Consider the following 14,916-nt stretch of genomic DNA (forward strand, 5'->3'; position numbering starts at 1 on the left):
TTATCATTATTACCCAATTATATTTATGCACAAAGGGGTATTGACAAAATCTACTCCTTTCTAACTTGTTACCAATGGGCAGAGCCTGGTAACGAGTAAATTCGGGCCAACTGTCAACTGTGGAACGCTTCAAGTAGATTAATATCAATTTGAGTAGGGACACGGCACTGCCGTGTCCCTACAGAAAATCATTTAGGATTGCTATATGAGCGAACAAGCTAGCGAGTTAATCAAGCAGGGGATTTCGCAGTATCAGGCGCGCCAATTTGAGGCGGCGCTGGATTCTTGGCAGGAAGCGCTGGCGCTGTATCGGGAAATTGACGATAAGCGGCGATCGGGTGCGGCGCTCGGTAATATGGGCGTAGCTTACGAAGCGCTCTTGAATTACGATCGGGCGATCGACTGTTACCAGCAGCATTTGGTGTTGGCGCGGGAAATTGGCGATCGCCGGGGCGAGGCGAATGCTTTGGGAAATTTGGGGAATGCTTGCTGTGCTTGCTCAGATTTTTTGGGTGCTATTGATTACCAGAAACAGCGTTTGGCGATCGCGCGGGAAACGGACGACTTTCGATCTGAGTTGGAAGCTTTGGAAAATTGGGCGCTGGCTTGTGATGCTAATGGCGATTTACCTGGTGCGATCGAATGTTATCAGCAGCAGTTGTCGATCGCGCGCGCCCACAGCGACGATCGCGTTGAGCGCAGCGCTCTCAAGAATTTGAAGATTGCTTACAAGTATTTAGCAAATTACGAGAAAGCCGACGAGTACCGACAGCAGCAATTGGCGATCGTGCGCGCACTGTTTTTAACCGATAAAAATAAGAGTTTTCTACAACTTGCAGAAACAGTTGGTTTGAATCCCATCGAGGATTTTGCCGGAGCTGATTTAAGCGGTTTTGACTTCCACTACGCTGATTTGAACGGCGCGGATTTGCGCGAAACCAACCTCCAAGGCGCAGATTTAACCTTAGCGGATCTCAGCGGTGCATTGCTGAGCGCTGCACTTTTAATTGATGCTAATTTGTGCAATGCTAATTTGCGGGATGCTGAACTCAGCAGCGCGAATTTAAGCCGTGCAGATTTGCGGACAAAGCTACCTAGGGCGAATTTGAGCGGTGCAAATTTAGTCGGCGCTAATTTGAGCAGCGCTTATTTACCGAATGCGATTTTAGTAAATGCAAATTTAACTGATGCTAATTTAAAAAATTCTGATTTGAGCGGCGTAGATTTGAGCGGTGCTGATTTAAAAGGTGCGGATTTGAGCCGCGCTGAATTAAAAAATGCGGTAGTAAAAAACACGAGGTTTTCTGGTTGTTTGGGGCTTTCGGAAGCCGTGAAAGTTGAGTTGAGAACCAGGGGCGGAATTTTCGAGTAAAATGGGAATGTTGGTAATTGTAGAGGGTAATTAAAAGCTATGAATGCCGTAACTGCAAAACGATTCTCCATCGCCGAATATCACCGTTTGGCAGAACTGGGTTTTTTTGAGTCTGATAACCGATTTGAATTGATTCGCGGAGAAATTATTAAAAAAGCTAAAAAAACTACGTTTCACTCGGCTTGTAACTCGCTATTTCTGGGAGAGTTGTGCCTGATGATGGCAAAAAGTGCCTGCGTGCGCGGTCAAGAACCGATTATCTTGTCTGATGATAGCGAACCGGAACCTGATATGGTGATTGCTCGAAATTGTTCTGATAATTATTTATCTTCTCACCCAAAAAGTGCTGATATTTTGTTGGTGGTTGAGGTTTCTGATTCGACTTTGAAGTACGATCGCAGAACTAAGCTATCTCTCTACGCTGAATCGGGAATTTCTGATTATTGGATATTTAATTTGGTAGATATTCAACTGGAAACCTACAGCGAACCTTATCAGAAACAAACAGGTAGTTTCGATTATCGAGTCAAACGAGTGGTTTTACCGAATGAGTTTGTGGTAATTCCCGGTTTTCCAGAGTTGTCTCTGGATTTATCTGCGGTATTTCCCGGCTAGGCTTCCTGCGATGATATAATGCAAAAGTGCGATGGCTGCTTCCTTAGCTTGCGCCTGCGAACTCTTCACCAAAGTAGCACTATGACCGCTCAAACTCTCGCCCCGCCCCAACAAATTGTCCAGCTATCGGGTATCAGTTGGCAAACCTACGAAAATTTGCTTGCCGAAATTGGCGATCGGCAAATTCGACTGACATACAATCGCGGCAATCTTGAAATTATGGTACCATCCCCAGAGCACGAACGTTTCAAAGAAGTATTGGGTCGATTTGTGGAGATCTTAGCTGAAGAATTAGATGTAAAAATTGAACCTCTTGGTTCTACCACATTTAAGCGTCCTGAACTTAGCGGTGCAGAACCGGATAAATGTTTTTACATCCAAAATCTGAGTGCAATTAAAGGCAAAAAAAGAATCGACATGGATCGAGATCCGCCACCGGATTTAGTGGTGGAAATTGATATTACCAGCCGTTCGGAAAATAGCTTGCAGGTTTATGCGGATTTGGGAGTGCCGGAAGTTTGGATTTATAATGGAACGCGGCTCAGAATCAACAGATTTGAAAATGGAGAATACGTTGATTGCGAGATCAGTTTAGCATTTCCCAGCTTGCCGATATTAGAGATAGTGAGATTTTTGGAACAAGCAGAAACAATGGATTATTTGGAATTAATTAAAGCATTTCGGACTTGGGTAAAAAGCCAAATTCAGGCAAACCAATGACTTGCCGATCGAATCAAACAAAATTTACAATTTAAACCCGCGAGAAAAATCTGTGTTGCGATCGATTAGAGATGATAAACTAATTTAAATATCAATTACAATCTGGCAGAGCCAGCACTTTTCCCGATATGCGATCGCTAGAGTCTCACAACAAATATCCAGATTGTTTGTGGATGCAATTAGAAGCAATTCCCGTGCGCTCCCTTGCAGCCCAAACCGAGCAGCTCCACATTCACTTGAGCCTCAATTTTAACGAACATTGGGAACCCCTGCTAGGCGGTCGCGTCAAATTTGGCTTGCAAAGCGGAACCCTCAAGCTCAATCTGGAAAACTGCGAAATTCCCGTAGCATCGCGTCAGTTAGTCGGTGATTTCATGCTGTCGCCAATTCAAAGCAGCACGCAAGTTTTATTTACGGAAAGTCCCGCGGTAGTTCTAGAAAGCGAAACTGCGGAAAAAACCAAAGAAAATCCTGGCACTTTGTGTCACGTTTCCACCCTAGGCGACGATACAACGCCTACTTGGATTTTTGCATTGGAGCGCGCTGATTCTGTATTAAAAGGTTTGCTAAAAAGTGTTAGAATAGCAGAATTGACAGCCCAACCATTGCGAATTGCTGCGACTTTTGAAGTGGCCAAAGAAGATATTTATATCACAGATGCGGAGGGTTTGTGGCCCCACGATATTACGCCAAATCAACATTCGGTTTTAGAAAGAATCTTGACTATATATTTGCAAGCAAATAAACTCCAACCTGCTCTGAGTTGGGCGCTATTGTCCTACAATTTGCCTGCGGTAGAACAGCCCGAGGTGGAAATTTTCCCGGAAGCTGAAGCTAAATTGCAAGAAATGGTCGATCGCATCATCTCTGCTGAAACCGACAATTTTACAGAGTTGGCAAAAATCGCCAATCTCAATCCAGCACGAGATTTCGCGGGCGCTAACTTGCGCGGAACTACTTTGAATACAGTTGATTTTAGCAGTGCAAAGCTCCAGGGAACAAACTTCCGAGGTGCAAACCTCAGCGATGCCGATTTCAGCGATGCCAACCTGCAAAATGCCAAATTCGGCGGTGCAGATTTGAGCGGCGCTTTCTTAGGAAATGCCGATTTGAGCCGCGCCGATTTGTACCGCGCCAGTCTGGCTTTAGCAAACCTCAGCGGTGCCGATTTGAGCCGCGCCAATTTGCTCGAAGTGAACTTAACAAATACTAATTTCAGCGGTACGAATGTCGAGTCAGCAAGGTTTGGGAATAACTCAGGACTTGCGGAGGATGTGAAGTTGAATTTACAGCAGGGGGGAGCGATTTTTGAGGATGTTTAGTTCCTAAGTGCGAGAAGCCTTTCATCCATCCGCATCCCTCGTGGCACGGGCATCCCGCCTGTGCGATGGCTTCAAAAAAATCCCGTGAAGCGTAGCTATCCCGTAGGGAATCGACCATCATCAAACCTTGTAAAAAAAATCCCAGTTAAAATAGAACCATCATTTCCTATCAACTCATCTCCACATAAAAGTATATGAAGATAGAAGATTATCCACTTGCCCAAAAATTGATATTAGATGCTGAAGGCAACATTAGTCAAGTCATTCTAGATTATACCGACTATAAGTATTTATTAGAAGCTATCGAAGATAGAGGACTTCTGTTAGCTATGCGGGAAGTAAAAAATGAAAAGCCGTTAAATTTAGGGGAAGCACTTGCAGAACTGGAAACAGAATGAAAGTAGAATATCTGCCCAGTTTTTTGAAGGATTTATATCATTTCCGGTAACACCGGAATGATGTTGACTGTTGACTGTTGACTGTTGACTCGAATTTATTATTCCGATAAAGAGAGGATTTGATTTTAAAAGCTCTTAAAAGTACGCCTGCTTTTGTGCAAATCAAGGAATTTGCTTTTGTGGAAATTGCCAATGTTAATGATTTACAGACAATAGTTAACTTAAAAAAATTGAAAGGCGATGATAATGCGGATCGGTTTCGGGTTGGCGACTATCGAATAGGTTTTTATTTTGATGGCGAAACAGTTACTTTTGTAAGAGTTCTTCACCAGAAAGATATTTATCGCTACTTTCCACCCTAAAGCTGTTTTCAAGAAACAATTTGATTCAATAAAGATCGATCGCCCTTTTATCCCTATCCGTCCATCCTAGCACGGGCAAGATACCCGTGCTTCCGAATCAGGTCAAAAAGAGCGATCGCACTCCACCCAAACAAGCTATCCTTCTTCCTTCTCCTTAACAGGCGCGCGCCCAGAAATTACAATAAATCCCACCGACTCAAGGGTCATCTGCGGGCGGCGAATTCCCGCTAAAACCGCTTCACTCAACGCACTTTCGGTACTGATTTCATCACCCAAAACCGATTCTAAAAGTTGTTCCGATTTAGAAAGTCGATTCAATCGCAATTGCAATTGATTCACCCGGTTTTTGAGTTGGATTGCAGCACTGACAGCAGAATTATTGCACATTTTCACAAAAGCCTCGCGCCCTCGCAGCAATTCCTCGGATACCACCCGGCTTTTTTGACAAAAATCATCCCATTCCAACGGATCGACAAAACTGTCAATCAGCGAAGTACGATTTTTAGACAAATTATAATCCCGATCCGGGCCGCCTTTGCCTTTATAACCCCGCTGCAAAATCTGCAGAACTTCCGCATCTTCCACCAGAGACATCTGCTCGCTGCGAGCGTCTACAAACACAGTTTCAAAAGTTGGGATAAACAGAGCATCAGCGCGCCGCTGCAAAGCTTTCAAGTTGTAATTGTCGATGCTTTGTGCTTGCAAAACTAGAGCCGCAGGTTCCACATCAGTCTGGATAGAATAATTAAATTGGAAGCCGAACCACTCCATCCCTTCCGCAGCATCCCAACTTTGATCGTGCCGCCACATCGCAAAAGCTTGACCCCGATCGTCCCAGCGAATGTAAGAGCCAAGCGCATCGATCAATCCTTCTCCGATGCGGTAAAGAACGACATCGTTATTTTGATGAGCAATGCGGCGATTGTAACTACCGTACTGCTGACAATAAGGAATCAATCGAGTTCTCAAATCATTTGAAGGAATCAAGGTTTTTTGAGTGGGTTGATAGCGCATCAACCCTGATACTGTCGGATGTTCGATTTGTTTGAAGTGGAGAGCTTGACAAAGCCAACCTTCCGTCGCCCGCTGCATTTCTTTATGGCGGTCGTCGCAGTTTTCGAGGGATTCAAAATACTGAGATGCGCTGTCTTCTAGAGTGTCAATTTCATCGAGAACGTACTGTTCGTCGATTTTTGTTTTCTCTTGGGCGATTTGATTTTTGATTGATTCAATTTCGCTTGACAAGCCCTTTGCTCCCTCAGCAAACAACTTTGCTTCAAGTTCTAGCTGTTTTTGTTTGGCATAAAACTGAAGGCTGGCGATCGATTTGTTGAAGATATCGAAGCCGTCTTTTAAGACTTGAAACCAAGCTTCGTGGGGACTTTCTGGCAGATCCGGGCCTGCAAACAAACAAAATTGTACTCCCATTTTGCTGCCAATGCGATCGACTCTGCCGAGTCTTTGTTCTAGCTGGTTGGGAAACCACGGTAAATCGAAGTGAATTAACCAATCGGTTATTTGCAGGTTTACGCCTGTTTCTGCCGATCGATCGCAGACTAAGATAAAACAATGCGGCTCAGTCTTAAACCGATGCAGACTAGCCTCAACATCATCCGCAGACTTGCCGCTATCGTGGCTGGCGATCGCCTTTTTACCAAATATTTTACCTAAGTTTTCCGCAATCTCTTGACAAGTTGCCGTAAAACTGGTAAAAATTACAATCTTCGGGAAACGCTCGCCCGGAATTGGCCGTTTAATTTGCTGTTGAATTCTCGATAGCAAATCGCGAGAATTGTTGTGATACTCGCGCGGAACCTTCAAAGCAACTGCCAGAAATCGGAGAATGGCGATTCGTAACAAACTGAGTCGATCGAGTCCTTCCTGGGGCTTTTCCAGGGTATTGAGCAAGGTTTCCAGCATTTCCCTTTCTTCGGGAAACAGCGCTGTTTTGGTCAAAATTGCCGTGTCATTTTGTCCGAAGTCGCGATCGAGTTCTGGAGTCGATTTTTTCTGCAAACGAGCTTTGACAACCCGTTCTAAAACACTCAGCCAAGTACCAGAAGCGCGGAAAAACAGCAGAAAAATTCTCTGATATTCGCTCGACTTGGGAGCGACTGTGCGCCATTTATCGAGTACGGTTTGAATTTCCGACCACTGTTCATCATTCAGATCGTACTCAGTTTTGGGGACAGCATCTCGATCGAAAATCACATCTTCCACCGCATCCCGGCGGTTGCGAAGGATGCGGCGGTGGAGGCGGTAGGTATTGCTAACGTGAGTGCGAATAGTTCGGACAAGGCGAGATTGTTCGGCTGTTTCTGCGGTTTTCAAACAAGTTTCTAACTCGTTTACCAATCCCAGCAAATAATCATCTTTCGCAAACAGAGTGCGGAGTTGAGCTATTTTTGTTTGCAAAACAGCAGGCTTGGCTGTTTCTCGGAAATCTAGCAAGGCGCGACCGATTTCCTGACGGTTCTCCACTCTTTCTTTGAAACTCTCTAGGTCATCTAGACGGTAAGTAGTCGGGTCTAGCAAGTGCAGCATCGTGAGAAAATCTTGCTCGTGACCGATAACTGGCGTTGCAGATAATAACAATAAGTTATGGCTTTTTTGAGCGAGTTGCTGACATAGTTCAAAGGATTGTTGCTGATTGCGATCGCCCGAATTAGCCATTGCGGCCAGTTCCTGCGCTTCATCCACAATCAGAAAATCCAGGTTGGCGTTGCGGCTAATTTGATTGATTTCGCTAATAGCAACAAGCTGCACTCGGTCAGCAAAATGAGACAAATAGAATTTATTTTCTAACTCTTGTCGCCACTGTTCGAGCAAATATTTGGGAACCAGCACTACAGCGCGTCCGTTGGGATCGTCGAGTAGGAATTGGCGGAGAATTGTCCCGGCTTCTACGGTTTTCCCGAGTCCTGCTTCGTCTGCTAACAAATAGCGCACGATCGGGTCTTCTAGGACGCGCCGGACGACTTCAACTTGGTGCGGATAGAGCTCTATGTTAGCAGAAATTAATCCGGTCATGCCGCGGCTGACGGCGCGCTGTTCGATCGCAGATTGCACAAATGCCAATCGGCGATCGTGAAAATACGGTGTTTCTTGGCCTTTGACTGCTAAAATATCGATCGGATCGGCGATCGGGATATTGCAGCGGACGTAAAGTTCGGTTTCGACAGCTTGCAAACTTTGGCTGTCGGGGAGGTCAATTTCGTATTCTAATTTATCTTCATCCCAATCATAAATTCGCCCGATTATCCACCTTTCCTGAGTGTTACTCCAGAGGTAGCAGCGGGTTTGTCGCTGAAGTCTAGCTTCTTGTAGCAAACCCAACGCTATAGTTTTGCGGAAGCGGTTTTTTACTGAGCAAAAATATTCAATTACGGCATCGGTAGACGATACCTCGACAACTTTTCCGATTCCCAAATCGTTTTTGGGCGATCGAACTAACGAACCAACATCAATCATAATTTCAGCCTGACAATACTCACTAGAATACACTAACGCCTGAGCGACAAAAATAACATTAGTTTAGGTTCGCAGTCAGGACTTTAGTCCTCTCTTGGATGCGGACTAAAGTCCTCACTACAAACGGTTGATAGGTAATTACGATCGCCCAAAAACAACGCCGGCATTGCCAGATTCCCATTTCGGGTATTTGTGCATAATACTAGCGTAGATTTCCGAGTCTGTAAAGGCGGCTAACCAAGCTTCTAGCTGATACCAAGGCTGTTCGTTGAACCAATTTTTATCGGTATGAGCGAATTGACGAACAAAAGGTGCGATCGCGCGATCGGCCAATGCTACATTATTACCATACAAATATTCAGTTGCGTTTAACTTTGCATTGAGTTTTTCCAGATATACAGCAGCTTCATCTCGATGTACTTTAGCCTCAACATCAGCATAACGTTCCGGGTATTTATAACGGTCGAGATGATATTTAAAACCACTATCAAATTCAGCAATTAATGCTAGCATTTCTGCAACAGTACCTTGTTCTGGAATCAACCATTTTTCAGGATCGTGTTGTTCTAATGCCCACAACATGATATCAATACTTTCATCCAGTACCCGCCCGTCAACATCAATCAATATCGGTACAGTACCCTTGGGCGATACATCTAACATTTCTTGTGGCTTGTCTCGCAAAACAACTTCCCGCAACTCGCACACCCGATTGCTAACCATCAGCGCCAAGCGCGCGCGCATAGCATAGGGACAGCGGCGGAAAGAATACAAAATTGGGTAGTCAGTAGTCATTAGTCAGTAGTCATTAGTCAGTAGTCAGTAGTCAGTAGTCAGTAGTCATTAGTCAGTAGTCAGTAGTCAGTAGTCAGTAGTCAGTAGTCATTAGTCATTAGTCATTAGTCATTAGTCATTAGTCATTAGTCATTAGTCATTAGTCAGTAGTCATTAGTCATTAGTCATTAGTCATTAGTCATTAGTCTTCAGGAAGAATGAAGGCTTTAGAGTCATAAATCGGGTTTCTTGCTATATTTTACCGCCCAACCAGAGTTTTCAGAGAAACCCGGTTTCTTTCATAAACGCGCTAATACTAATTGAGTCAGAAACCGGGTTTCTTTCGAGATTTTACGCCGCCCAACCAGAGTTTTCAGAGAAACCCGGTTTCTTTCAGCTTAGTGTTAATACTAATTAATCTATAGCGGTTCAATCGCGTGGTGAGGTATGCCCTATGCCCTATGCCCCATGCCCCATGCCCTATGCCCTATCCCGGATAGTACCTCATCTTTCGCTAGAAAATCTATATCCCATTATCAACTTTTTCCTTAACATCATAGCGCGCGCCAATATGTGTTTGATTGCGGCTTTTAGCAAGCTCAATCTGACGCTGCCGTTCAGATAAGCCTTGTTTTTTGGTTTCAGTTTTCGAGTCATGACAATGAGGACAACTTACACCAACTACAAATAATTCAGAAGCTTTATCTTCCTGACTAATCGGGTGACGACAACCGCGACAAAGTTCGTAGTTACCAGGCTTTAACTCATGAACAACAGAAACCCGTTCATCAAAGACAAAACATTCACCTTCCCAACGACTTTCTGCTGCAGGCACCGTTTCCAAATATTTTAAAATTCCGCCTTCGAGATGATAGACTTCATTAAAACCTTGAGAACGCAAAAAAGCAGTAGATTTTTCGCAGCGAATACCGCCTGTGCAAAACATTGCTACCTTGGGTTTTTCGCGCAAAGCAGCTTCTTTGAGCGCCCATTCGGGCAAGTCGGAAAAGCTTTTTGTTTGGGGATTAATAGCGCCTGCAAAAGTACCCATAGATACCTCGAAGTCGTTGCGTACATCAACCACCACAACATCAGGATCGTCAAGTAGCTGATTCCACTCATCGGGTTTGACATATTTGCCAGCCATGAGAGATGGATTAATATCAGGTATTCCCATCGTGACGATTTCGCGTTTTAAGCGGATTTTTAGGCGGTAAAACGGGGCTTTTTCGGAAAAAGATTCTTTGTGAACCAAATCAGCAAAACGCGCGTCACAGCGCAAGAATGCGAGGACTGCGCGCACGCCTTCTGACGAACCGGCGATCGTCCCGTTGATGCCTTCTGCAGCCAACAAGATAGTGCCTTTGACGTTGTGGTTGTTGCAACAATCGAGTAGCGGTGCTTTGAGGTCGGCAAAATCCGACAGTTCAACGAACTTATATAATGCAGCGGTTAAGAATTTAGCCATAAATTGAATCGATCGCACTAATTAATTTTCATAGAACTATGAAAATTCAGTTAAAGCGGGCGGTGGGGCTCGAACCCACGACGTCCAGCATGGGAAGCTGACATTCTACCACTGAATTACGCCCGCGCTTAGTCTATTGTACCTGCTTTTACTTTTGAGTTATTGCGGTCAAAAATGACTAGAGAAACATTATACAACAATTTTGCGATTCTGAGTCAACTATTTTGAGAATTAAGTTTCGGTGCCCGATCGCCCATCCAAACAAAAAAAGTCCTGCACCAAGGGCAGGACTTATACTTCTAGTTTTGAACCCGCGCCAGCGGACATTGTATAAACGCGGTTTCAACCGCCGGGGCTATTGGACAATCGATCGCCCGATCGATCGCCCTCAACCGTTAAACAAAGCGCAAAGAACTGCTGTCAAGGCCAAAGCCAGAAACAGGTTGGACGATCGCGATTAACTCATCCGCACCCCCAGTCTTCTTGAAAATAGCAGCACCCTCGGGCAATCCAGCCGGAGAAGCGCCGATCCTGTAGGTGCTGGGAGCGCCTTGAAGTTGGATGATATCGTTACTGGGGTTGTAGCCGACAATCAAAGCGTAGTCGCCAGCGCCAGTGCTGCTATCGATGCCGTCGCTGTAGTAGAACTCTGTGGCATTTCCCAGCAAGAAAGTATCGCTACCTTCAGCGCCAATCAGCGTATCGACTTCGCCGCGTCCGGGATTAGCACCGGTATAGTCAACACCAACCAAGATGTCGTTACCTTTTGTGCTGTAGAGGAAATCGTTGCCGCTACCGCCAAACAAGACATCATTATTTTCACCGCCGTACAGAGTATCGCTACCCTCGCCGCCGAGTAAAGTATTGTTGCCGAGTTCGCCGCCGAGGACATCGTTACCAGCGCCGCCAAATATCAAATCGTCAGATTTGCCGCCCAATGCGGTATCTGCACCGTCGCCACCGACAAGGGTGTCGTTGCCGAGGTTGCCAAACAAGAGGTCGTTGCCAGCATCGCCGAATAAGCCGTCATCGCCTTTGCCGCCAAATACGATGTCGTCGCCGCCATTGCCTCCTACGGTGTCATTTCCAGCGTTGCCATACAAGATATTGTTGGCTTCGCTGCCACCGATCGCGTCGTTGCCGCTGGTGCCCAAAACCTGTGGCAATTCGCTTGGTGCGGGCCTGTTGGTGAATGTGGGTGCGATCGGCTGTGCGATCGACAGTGCAGTCGCGGGCGTGAAAGGTGGAGGTGTTGGTGTGGGTGTGTTTGTGCCCGGTGTGGGTGTGTTTGTGCCCGGTGTTGGTGTGGCTGCCGGTGTTGGTCTTATAGGAATAGGAATAGGCGTTGTCCCTGGAGTTGGGGTTGTCGCTGGTGTGGGCGTTGTCGCTGGTGTGGGCGTTGTCGCTGGAGTTGGGGTTGTCGCTGGTGTGGGCGTCGTCGCTGGTGTTGGGGTTGTCGCGGCCAGGATATCGGCACCCGATAAATTACCCACAGTTTCGATGAAGCCAGCACCTTGGACAGTCGGCGATGCACCGAAGAAGTCTAAAATCACAACGTCCTTAGCAGGGTCAGCGATTCCGTCTTGGTTGATGTCGATCAGCAAGCTAGTACCTTGTCGGCCCAAGCCTGTACTTCCCGATGACGGCGACAGCGACAGCGTAGTGCTGGTACTGATCTCGTCGTTAAAATTCACAAAGTCTAAGCGATTGCTCCCGCCAGTATCCTGAATTTGAAGTTGACTCTGCCCGTTCGCCCGCAACAAATAGCGATCGTTACCTGCACCGCCTCGCAGCACACTCCCACTGATAAATCCAGCGAGCGTATCATCGCCCGCACCGCCTTCTAAGGTGCTATTAAAACCACCACTGAGATAGTCATTGCCCGCACCGCCATCCAAGGTGCTAGGCCCAGAGCTGAAAAGGGTGTCGTCTCCCTCGCCGCCGGCCAGGCTACCGATTGCATCCAGAAAATCATTGCCCGCACCGCCATCGAGGGTGTCAGTGCCATTGAAGCCACCAATCAGGGAATCATTGCCCGCACCTCCACTGAGGCTGTCATTTCCATCACCGCCTAGCAAAGTATCGTTGCCTTCTAAGCCCGCGATGGTGTCGTTGCCTGCTAAGCCTGAGATGTTGTCATCGGCTGAAGTGCCTGTCAGGTTGTCATCGTTTGGTGTTCCGGTGAGCGCATTAGTTCCGGGTGCCGCCGTAGCCTCCGTTAAATTAGCAGCCAGGATATCGGCACCCGATAAATTACCCACAGTTTCAATGAAGCCAGCACCCGCGACAGTCGGCGATGCGCCGAAAAAGTCTAAAATCACAACGTCATCGGTAGCCCTGATGATGCCGTCTTTGTTGGTGTCGATGGCTAAACTCGTGCCTTGGCGGCTCAATCCCAAAGTGCCCGATGAAAGCGACAGCGACAGCGCAGTGCTGGTGTTGATCTCGCTGTCAAAATCAGTAAAGTCTAGGCGATTGCTCCCGCCAGTATCCTGAATTTGAAGTTGACTCTGCCCGTTCGCCCGCAACAAATAGCGATCGTTACCTGCACCGCCTCGCAGCACACTCCCACTGATAAATCCAGCGAGCGTATCATCGCCCGCACCGCCTTCTAAGGTGCTATTAAAACCACCACTGAGATAGTCATTGCCCGCACCGCCATCGACCGTGCTAAACCCAGAGTCGAACAGGGTGTCGTCTCCATCGCCGCCGGCCAGGCTACCGCCACCATTCAGAAAGTCATTGCCCGCACCGCCATCAAGGGTGTCAGTGCCACTGAAGCCACCAATCAGGGAATCATTTCCGCCACCTCCACTGAGGCTGTCATTTCCATCACCGCCTAGCAAAGTATCGTTGCCTTCTAAGCCCGCGATGGTGTCGTTGCCTGCTAAGCCTGAGATGTTGTCATCGGCTGAGGTGCCTGTCAGGTTGTCATCGTTTGGTGTTCCGGTGAGCGCATTAGTTCCGGGTGCCGCCGTAGCCTCAGTGAGATTAGCAGCCAGAATATCGGCACCAGTGAGGTTGCCCACAGTTTCAATGAAGCCAGCACCCGCGACAGTTGGGGATGCGCCGAAAAAGTCTAAAATCACAACGTCATCGGTAGCCCTGATGATGCCGTCTTTGTTGGTGTCGATGGCTAAACTCGTGCCTTGGCGGCTCAATCCCAAAGTGCCCGATGACAGCGACAGCGACAGCGCAGTGCTGGTGTTGATCTCGCTGTCAAAATCAGTAAAGTCTAGGCGATTGCTCCCGCCAGTATCCTGAATTTGAAGTTGACTCTGCCCGTTCGCCCGCAACAAATAGCGATCGTTACCTGCACCGCCTCGCAGCACACTCCCACTGATAAATCCAGCGAGCGTATCATCGCCCGCACCGCCTTCTAAGGTGCTATTAAAACCACCACTGAGATAGTCATTGCCCGCACCGCCATCGACCGTGCTAAACCCAGAGTCGAACAGGGTGTCGTCTCCATCGCCGCCGGCCAGGCTACCGCTTGCATCTAGAAAGTCATTGCCCGCACCGCCATCGATGGTGTCAGTGCCACTGCTACCAGTGCCACTGCCACCAAGGAGGGAGTCATTGCCCGCACCTCCACTGAGGTTGTCGTCTCCTCCACCGCCAGACAAAGTATCATTGCCGTCTAAGCCCGCGATGGTGTCGTTGCCTTCTAAGCCTGTGATGTTGTCATCATCTGGGGTGCCTGTCAGGTTGTCGTTTGAGGATGTACCAGTTAATACTGCCAATGTTTTTTTCCTGCTTACGATAAACAGGTGGGGGCTAATTTTGAGATTAAGCGCCACACCTTACTTATCTATCAGGGGTTTTCCTCAAAAATTATGCAAATTGTCAAAGTTTTTTTTGCGAGATTTTTTTTATTTTATTTGCGCCAAAAGATGTTATAGTTACTACCTTCATATTTGAGCGATCGCCAAAATCTGTATCTACGCACCGATCGATTAACTGAATTAAACAACGAAATGCCGCTCGCGACACCGCAGTCGGACACCGCAGTGCTTTTTCCATACCGGGAGGATATTGTAGGTTATTGTGGCCATACGCAGGGCGATTCCCTACGGGATAACTTCGCTTCACGGCTTTTTGGTATAGTAGAATTGTGACTGTAATGTCGATCGCAATCTCACAGAAACCGACACCAAACAACTGATATCGCCGACAGAATACTTTCTCAATTTTGCCACAGATAATATTGATTCTCTGCCTTCACAATCTGGTTAAATGATAGGGAGTAGGTTTTAAGGATCGAAAACTTCATAACTTAAACACCTCCTAAAGTCCTCTCTCCTGTAAGTTACGATATCAAAGGAAGCACAGCCTCGCCTATCTGCATTACCAGGCTCTTCCTGGTAACGAGCAATCGCTTAAGTTATTAAATTTTCATTCCTGATATCGAGAT

Annotated in this window: 10 protein-coding genes and 1 tRNA gene; 6 read left to right on the forward strand and 5 right to left on the reverse strand. The window is 46.9% G+C overall.

Annotated elements, in window-relative coordinates; all coding sequences use genetic code 11:
- The first annotated feature begins 205 nt into the window (after window positions 1-205).
- The 6 genes from QUA97_RS09195 to QUA97_RS09220 all read left to right on the forward strand — a co-directional run bounded on the left by QUA97_RS09195 (window position 206) and on the right by QUA97_RS09220 (window position 4,789).
- The gene (locus tag QUA97_RS09195; protein ID WP_194065774.1) at window positions 206-1,372 is read left to right on the forward strand and encodes a pentapeptide repeat-containing protein; all 1,167 of its coding nucleotides are present in this window, start codon (window positions 206-208) and stop codon (window positions 1,370-1,372) included.
- 39 nt (window positions 1,373-1,411) lie between these two features.
- Window positions 1,412-1,987 carry a Uma2 family endonuclease gene (locus tag QUA97_RS09200; RefSeq protein ID WP_194065773.1) on the forward strand — a complete coding sequence of 192 codons (576 nt, stop codon included), beginning with the start codon at window positions 1,412-1,414 and terminating at the stop codon, window positions 1,985-1,987.
- Window positions 1,988-2,068: 81 nt separating this feature from the next.
- On the forward strand, window positions 2,069-2,707 hold the full coding sequence (locus QUA97_RS09205) for a Uma2 family endonuclease (protein WP_194065772.1): 639 nt from the start codon (window positions 2,069-2,071) through the stop codon (window positions 2,705-2,707).
- 128 nt (window positions 2,708-2,835) lie between these two features.
- Window positions 2,836-4,029, forward strand: a complete 1,194-nt coding sequence (locus QUA97_RS09210; protein ID WP_194065771.1) for a pentapeptide repeat-containing protein — start codon at window positions 2,836-2,838, stop codon at window positions 4,027-4,029.
- A 194-nt stretch (window positions 4,030-4,223) separates the two neighbouring features.
- Window positions 4,224-4,427, forward strand: coding sequence for a hypothetical protein (locus QUA97_RS09215; RefSeq protein WP_333086890.1), 204 nt, complete (start codon window positions 4,224-4,226; stop codon window positions 4,425-4,427).
- 119 nt (window positions 4,428-4,546) lie between these two features.
- Window positions 4,547-4,789 carry a type II toxin-antitoxin system RelE family toxin gene (locus QUA97_RS09220; protein ID WP_333086889.1) on the forward strand — a complete coding sequence of 81 codons (243 nt, stop codon included), beginning with the start codon at window positions 4,547-4,549 and terminating at the stop codon, window positions 4,787-4,789.
- A gap of 135 nt (window positions 4,790-4,924) precedes the next feature.
- Here QUA97_RS09220 and dpdE read toward each other — a convergent pair whose 3' ends face one another.
- From dpdE to QUA97_RS09245, 5 genes are all read right to left on the reverse strand, one after another.
- Entirely contained in the window at window positions 4,925-8,260 is a 3,336-nt protein-coding gene (gene dpdE / locus QUA97_RS09225) for a protein DpdE (RefSeq protein WP_333194444.1), read from the reverse strand.
- A 138-nt stretch (window positions 8,261-8,398) separates the two neighbouring features.
- Complete coding sequence (locus QUA97_RS09230) at window positions 8,399-9,055, reverse strand: glutathione S-transferase (RefSeq protein WP_333194446.1); 657 nt, start codon at window positions 9,053-9,055, stop codon at window positions 8,399-8,401.
- A 502-nt stretch (window positions 9,056-9,557) separates the two neighbouring features.
- On the reverse strand, window positions 9,558-10,502 hold the full coding sequence (trhO, locus tag QUA97_RS09235) for an oxygen-dependent tRNA uridine(34) hydroxylase TrhO (protein WP_333194448.1): 945 nt from the start codon (window positions 10,500-10,502) through the stop codon (window positions 9,558-9,560).
- 54 nt (window positions 10,503-10,556) lie between these two features.
- Window positions 10,557-10,628: transfer RNA gene (locus QUA97_RS09240), tRNA-Gly, on the reverse strand.
- A 269-nt stretch (window positions 10,629-10,897) separates the two neighbouring features.
- Entirely contained in the window at window positions 10,898-14,245 is a 3,348-nt protein-coding gene (locus QUA97_RS09245; protein WP_333194450.1) for a beta strand repeat-containing protein, read from the reverse strand.
- Window positions 14,246-14,916 lie beyond the last annotated feature (671 nt).

It is taken from the genome of Microcoleus sp. CZ3-B2 (assembly GCF_036705055.1).
GTDB lineage: Bacteria > Cyanobacteriota > Cyanobacteriia > Cyanobacteriales > Microcoleaceae > Microcoleus.

Coding starts and splice junctions, on each gene's coding strand:
- QUA97_RS09210 (WP_194065771.1), top strand. CDS start 2,836: ATGCGATCGCTAGAGTCTCACAACAAATATCCAGATTGTTTGTGGATG.
- QUA97_RS09215 (WP_333086890.1), top strand. CDS start 4,224: ATGAAGATAGAAGATTATCCACTTGCCCAAAAATTGATATTAGATGCT.
- trhO (WP_333194448.1), bottom strand. CDS start 10,502: ATGGCTAAATTCTTAACCGCTGCATTATATAAGTTCGTTGAACTGTCG.
- QUA97_RS09205 (WP_194065772.1), top strand. CDS start 2,069: ATGACCGCTCAAACTCTCGCCCCGCCCCAACAAATTGTCCAGCTATCG.
- QUA97_RS09200 (WP_194065773.1), top strand. CDS start 1,412: ATGAATGCCGTAACTGCAAAACGATTCTCCATCGCCGAATATCACCGT.
- QUA97_RS09230 (WP_333194446.1), bottom strand. CDS start 9,055: ATGACTACTGACTACCCAATTTTGTATTCTTTCCGCCGCTGTCCCTAT.
- dpdE (WP_333194444.1), bottom strand. CDS start 8,260: ATGATTGATGTTGGTTCGTTAGTTCGATCGCCCAAAAACGATTTGGGA.
- QUA97_RS09195 (WP_194065774.1), top strand. CDS start 206: ATGAGCGAACAAGCTAGCGAGTTAATCAAGCAGGGGATTTCGCAGTAT.